The sequence below is a fragment of the Streptomyces sp. NPDC032472 genome (genome assembly GCF_040636955.1).
Classification (GTDB): Bacteria; Actinomycetota; Actinomycetes; order Streptomycetales; family Streptomycetaceae; genus Streptomyces.
Genome location: NZ_JBEZVK010000162.1, coordinates 1 through 4840 on the forward strand (window position 1 = coordinate 1; position 4840 = coordinate 4840).

5 protein-coding genes and 1 pseudogene are annotated in these 4840 nt (G+C 73.8%); 2 read left to right on the top strand and 4 right to left on the bottom strand.

Annotated elements, in window-relative coordinates:
- Positions 1–192 (bottom strand): annotated as a pseudogene (locus AB0F11_RS37485) (succinyl-diaminopimelate desuccinylase); the annotation flags it as partial.
- A 128-nt stretch (positions 193–320) separates the two neighbouring features.
- Between AB0F11_RS37485 and AB0F11_RS37490 the strand changes: the two are divergent.
- Positions 321–1223 (top strand): alpha/beta hydrolase, encoded by a 903-nt coding sequence (locus tag AB0F11_RS37490; protein WP_362184202.1) that lies wholly within the window; start codon positions 321–323, stop codon positions 1221–1223.
- 113 nt (positions 1224–1336) lie between these two features.
- Here the strand turns inward: AB0F11_RS37490 and AB0F11_RS37495 are convergent, their stop codons facing one another.
- Complete coding sequence (locus AB0F11_RS37495) at positions 1337–2194, bottom strand: DUF4389 domain-containing protein (RefSeq protein WP_362184205.1); 858 nt, start codon at positions 2192–2194, stop codon at positions 1337–1339.
- A gap of 136 nt (positions 2195–2330) precedes the next feature.
- Between AB0F11_RS37495 and AB0F11_RS37500 the strand changes: the two genes are divergently transcribed.
- Complete coding sequence (locus AB0F11_RS37500) at positions 2331–2738, top strand: DUF3224 domain-containing protein (protein WP_362184208.1); 408 nt, start codon at positions 2331–2333, stop codon at positions 2736–2738.
- A 38-nt stretch (positions 2739–2776) separates the two neighbouring features.
- Here AB0F11_RS37500 and AB0F11_RS37505 read toward each other — a convergent pair whose 3' ends face one another.
- Together AB0F11_RS37505 and AB0F11_RS37510 are read right to left on the bottom strand one after the other, a co-directional pair.
- Positions 2777–3460 carry a response regulator transcription factor gene (locus tag AB0F11_RS37505; RefSeq protein WP_362184211.1) on the bottom strand — a complete coding sequence of 228 codons (684 nt, stop codon included), beginning with the start codon at positions 3458–3460 and terminating at the stop codon, positions 2777–2779.
- 43 nt (positions 3461–3503) lie between these two features.
- On the bottom strand, positions 3504–4739 hold the full coding sequence (locus AB0F11_RS37510) for a sensor histidine kinase (RefSeq protein ID WP_362184214.1): 1236 nt from the start codon (positions 4737–4739) through the stop codon (positions 3504–3506).
- Between the last annotated feature and the right edge of the window lie 101 nt (positions 4740–4840).

Here is a 4840-nt window from a genome sequence, read left to right on the forward strand (position 1 = left end):
GAGGTGGGTGCGGGCCACGACGTTGTTTCCGTAGCGGTCCACCGTGAGGTGGGGCAGGGCGCGCAGGGCCAGCTCCACGGCGTCGGCGAGGACCTCCTCGTCGCCGCTCACGGAGGGGATGTCGACGAGCCGGGCGGTCAGCTCGGCCGCGTCCAGGGTCAGGTCCAGTCCGGGCCGCGCGGTGCTCTCCATGCCGACACGGTAGGGGCAGCCGGCGGGGCCGCCCCGGCCGGGCCGGAAATTCGCAGGCCGCCGAGCGATGAGTTTCCGCGGTGGGGGCTGTCTACCCTCCCGACAGCACTCACTCGAAGGAGACCGCCATGACCCCGACGTCCGTGACCCACAGGGTGGAATCGACCGGCGCCACGGTCGCCTACGACGTCCGTGACGCGATGCCGGACAGTGCCGATCCCGCCCGGGCGGCCGGGCGGCCGCCGGCCCTCTTCCTGATCGGTTCTCCGATGGACGCCACCGGCTTCGGCACGCTCGCGTCGTACTTCACCGACCGCACCGTGATCACGTACGACCCGCGGGGTGCGGGCCGCAGCGTGCGGACCGACGGGGCGGCGGAGACGCTGCCCGAGGAGCACGCCGAGGATCTGCGGAGGGTGATCGAGGCGGCGGGCGTGGGGCCGGTGGACGTGTTCGCCAGCAGCGGGGGCGCCGTCAACGCCCTCGCGCTGGTGGCCGCGCATCCCGCCCTGGTGCACACGCTCGTCGCGCACGAGCCGCCGACCGCACAGGTCCTGCCCGACCGGGAGGCGGCGCTGGCGGTGTGCGCCGACATCCACGCGACGTACCTGCGCGACGGGATGGGGCCGGCCATGGCCAAGTTCCTCGCGGTGGTGAGCCGGACGGGGCCCTTCCCGGCGAACTGGCGCGACGAGCCGGTCCCGGACCCGGCCGCCTTCGGGCTCCCGGCCGAGGACGACGGCTCGCGCGGGGACCCGCTGCTCGGGCAGAACATGCGGGGCTGCACCTCGTACCGGCCGGATTTCGCCGCCCTGCGGGCCGCGCGGACACGGATCGTCGTCGCGGCGGGCAAGGAGTCGGAAGGCCAGTTCCCCGCGCGTGCGGCGGCCGGGGTGGCCGCGGGCCTGGGCGTCGGGGTGACACCGTTCCCCAGCCACCACGGCGGCTTCCTCGGCGGCGAGTACGGGCAGCAGGGCGAGCCGGAGGCGTTCGCCCAGACCCTCAGGGAGGTGCTGCAGCACACCGAGTGACGCGCCGCGCGAGCTCCGCCCGCGTGGCAGTGCCCCGCGCCTGACGCTCGCCCGCCTCCTGGTCGCCCAGGGCTGTCGCGAGCACGTTCGTGAGGGTCACCGGGACGCGGTACTCACCTCGTGGCGGACCAGGAGGGCTCGTTCATGTCCTCGTGTGTGGTGCCGGTCGTGGAGGAGAGGCCGCCGACTCCGAGGCCGAGTACGAGGAAGAGCACCACCAGGACCTTCGACCCGGTGCTCAGCAGCAGCGGCCGGGTGCCCGACACCGGCGTGGCGGGCGGCGGGGGCTGCAGGCCCGGGGCCGGGGCGGCGGCCGGGGCAGAGACCGGGGCAGTGACCGCGGCCGGGGCCGGGGCCGGGTCGCCGAACAGGCACTTCGGATAGGCCGAGGTCAGCATCATCACGTACGCCAGGTACCGCATCCGGAACCGCGCCACCGCGGCCACGGCCCCGTACACCGGCTGCGGCATCCGCCCCAGCACCAGCGTGATCAGCCAGAACACCCAGCAGACGGCCGCCCACCCGTACTGCAGGAGGCTGGTGACGATGGCCGCCGGGATCAGCAGGACCAGCCGGAACAACACCGCCAGCCGGTTCAGCTCGCCCGGCCGGAGCTCGATCCGCACCGGGTGGCCGGGGGCGTCGAAGGAGAACGGCGGGTACTGGTCCACCAGCAGCATCGCGCTCGCCGACACCCGGGTGTCGTACGCCAGGAACCCGCCGAGGAAGCGGGCGATGCCCTCCGGGAGCCGCCCCTGCACCAGGGCCGCGAACCAGCCGGCGATCGTCACGAAGAACGCCGCGATGCCGAGCACGGCCACCACGATCAGCTGCGGCAGCAGCAACAGCCAGCGCAGCAGCACCGTCCAGCGCCGCTGCCGGCCCGGCGGGGGCACCTCGAGCTCGGGCAGGTGCTCGCCGGCGGGCCCGTACGCGGCATCGGGCGGGCGGGGGGTCCAGCCAGTGGTCATGGGACGCTCCTGCTTCCGTTCCGTTCGTACGTGGTGCATACGTACCTCGCGGCGCCCGCCGGGCCAAGGACCCCTGCGGCATGTTGCCCCGTCACGCCGACACCCCGTTGTCGGTGCCTCCCGTTACCGTCACACCATGAGAGCCAACGGCACCTTCACCGTAAAAGCGTTCACTCCGACCGCTCTGAAACCCGAGCCGGACGTCACCACCGGGCTGCCGGTCGGGGTGGCGACCATCGAGAAGCACTTCGAGGGCGAGGTCGCCGGGCGCTCGGCGACCCTGTTCACCTCCGCCTACGACCAGGCGACCGGCGTCGGCACGTACGTGGCCATGGAGTCGTTCGAAGGGGCCCTGCACGGCCGGGAGGGTGCGTTCAACTTCGCGCACTCCGCGACGACGAGCGGCAGCGACCGCACGGCGGAGTTCTTCACCATCGTGCCGTCGAGCGGAACGGGCGAGCTGGCCGGGATCGCCGGGGGCGGCGGAATGGCCATCGAGGCCGACGGCACCCACCGGATCTGGTTCGACTACCACCTCGGCTGAGCAAGGGCGGGCGGACCGGGTGGTCCTGCCGCCGCGGCTCAGGAGCCCGGGACGACCAGGCCCGTCTCGTAGGCGACGACCACCGCCTGGGCACGGCTGCCCAGGCCGAGCTTCCCCATGGCCCGGTTGAGATGCGTCTTGACGGTCGCCTCGCTGATGTACAGCCGGCCGGCGATCTCCTGGTTCGACAGGCCCTTGCCGGTCAGCGTCAGCACCTCGCGCTCCCGGCCGGTCAGCGCGTCCAGGGTGGGCGCGGGTGCCTCCCGCTCGCCCCCGCCCGGTCCGGCGCGGTCGGCGAAGGCCTCGACGAGCCGCCGGGTCACGCTCGGCGCGAACAGGTGGTCCCCGCCGGCGACCGCGGCCACCGCCGTCAGGAGCCGTTCGGGTCCCGAGTCCTTCAGCAGGAACCCGGACGCTCCGGCGCGCAGCGCGCCGTACACGTACTCGTCAAGGTCGAAGGTGGTCAGGACCAGGATCCGCGGCGGGGGGTCCCCGGCCTCGGCGAGGATGCGGGCGGTGGCCGTGATGCCGTTGGTGCCGGGCATGCGGACGTCCATGAGGATCACGTCGGGGCGCAGCCGCGCGGCGAGCTCCACGGCCTCCTCGCCGTCGGAGGCCTCCCCCACGACCGTGGTGCCGGGTGCGGCCTTGAGGAGGCCGACCAGGCCCGCCCGGATGAGGAACTGGTCGTCGACGACGAGGACGCTGATGGCGCGGCTCATGCGGGGCCTCCTGGGCGGTGCGCGGTGGCACGGGGGCGGGGACTCAGTCCTCCGGTCCGCTCGGAGGGAGCCTGCCGACGCCCGGGCCGCCGCCGGCCTCGTCGCGGCGATCCGCGGCGGACGGTGCGCCGGAGCGCGCCGACAGGGGCAGCGTGAGCCGTACGGCGAAGCCTCGGCCGTCCTCGCGCGGGCCGGTGTCGACCCGTCCGCCGTACAGCTTGGCGCGCTCGCGCATGCCGATCAAGCCGTGTCCGCTTCCGGCCGGAACTCCGGCCGGAACTGCTCCCTTTCCGTCGTCGGTGACCTCGACCCTCAGCGTCTTGGGTTCGTAGTTCACCTCGATACGGGCAGCTGCTCCGGGGGCGTGCTTGAGGATGTTCGTGAGCGATTCCTGGATCACGCGGTAGGCGCACAGGTCCGCTCCGGGTCCGAGGGGGCGCGCCGTGCCACGGACGGTGAGCTCCACCGGCGTGCCGCCGGCGCGGACGCGTGCGACGAGGTCGGCGAGCCGCTGCAGGCCGGGCATGGGGCGTTCGGGGGCGCCGGGTTCGTCGCTGTCGCGCAGGAGGGCGAGCATGCGGCGCATCTCGTCGAGGGCTTCCGCGCCGGTGTCGGCGATGGTGTCCAGGGCTCCGCGCGCGGTGGCGGGGTCGCTGTCGAAGACGAACCGGGCCAGTCCCGCCTGTACGGAGATCACGGCCATGTGGTGGGCGACCACGTCGTGGAGTTCGCGGGCGATGCGGCTGCGCTCGGCGGCGATCTCCCTGAGGGCGCGCTGCTCCTGTTCGGCGGCCAGTTCCCGGGTCAGCTCGGTGGTCTTGCGGGCGAGCGTGCCGAACCACCACAGCACGGCGGGGAAGACGACGGCCTGGCCGGCGGCGGCCGCGAGGGAGCCGTGGTCGCCGTTGACCTCGTCCAGGAGGCCGGCGCCGAGCCAGGTCAGGCCGGTGATGACGGCTCCGGGCGCGGAGATGCGGGCGGGACGCAGCGAGGCGAGGGTGAAGGTGGCGAGGAGGGTGGCGAGCGAGTTGACCACCGGCCAGTAGCCCAGGCACACGTAGACCACGAACCCGGTCTGGGTGACGGCGAACACGGCGACCGGGAAGCGGGTGCGGACCAGTGCCGGCAGGTTGACCAGGACGATGAGGGTGTAGCCCGTCGGGTCCAGCGGCGGCCAGCCCTGGGTGGCCGAGTCCCGCCCGAGCAGCAGGGCCAGCGCGGTCATCGCGAGCCCGATGACGACGTTGGCGATGCGGCCGGAAAGGGGGCGGAGCTGCATCGCCGCAGCCTAGCCGCCCGGTGCCACGCCGTGGCCAATGAGGTTCCCTGCCAAGGGGGTCGGGGGTGGGGGTGGACCCTGCACACGCAAGGGAGGGGCGG

Excerpts from the sequence above, each read along its gene's own strand:
- AB0F11_RS37490 (WP_362184202.1), top strand. The coding sequence starts at position 321 with ATGACCCCGACGTCCGTGACCCACAGGGTGGAATCGACCGGCGCCACG.
- AB0F11_RS37495 (WP_362184205.1), bottom strand. The coding sequence starts at position 2,194 with ATGACCACTGGCTGGACCCCCCGCCCGCCCGATGCCGCGTACGGGCCC.
- AB0F11_RS37500 (WP_362184208.1), top strand. The coding sequence starts at position 2,331 with ATGAGAGCCAACGGCACCTTCACCGTAAAAGCGTTCACTCCGACCGCT.
- AB0F11_RS37505 (WP_362184211.1), bottom strand. The coding sequence starts at position 3,460 with ATGAGCCGCGCCATCAGCGTCCTCGTCGTCGACGACCAGTTCCTCATC.
- AB0F11_RS37510 (WP_362184214.1), bottom strand. The coding sequence starts at position 4,739 with ATGCAGCTCCGCCCCCTTTCCGGCCGCATCGCCAACGTCGTCATCGGG.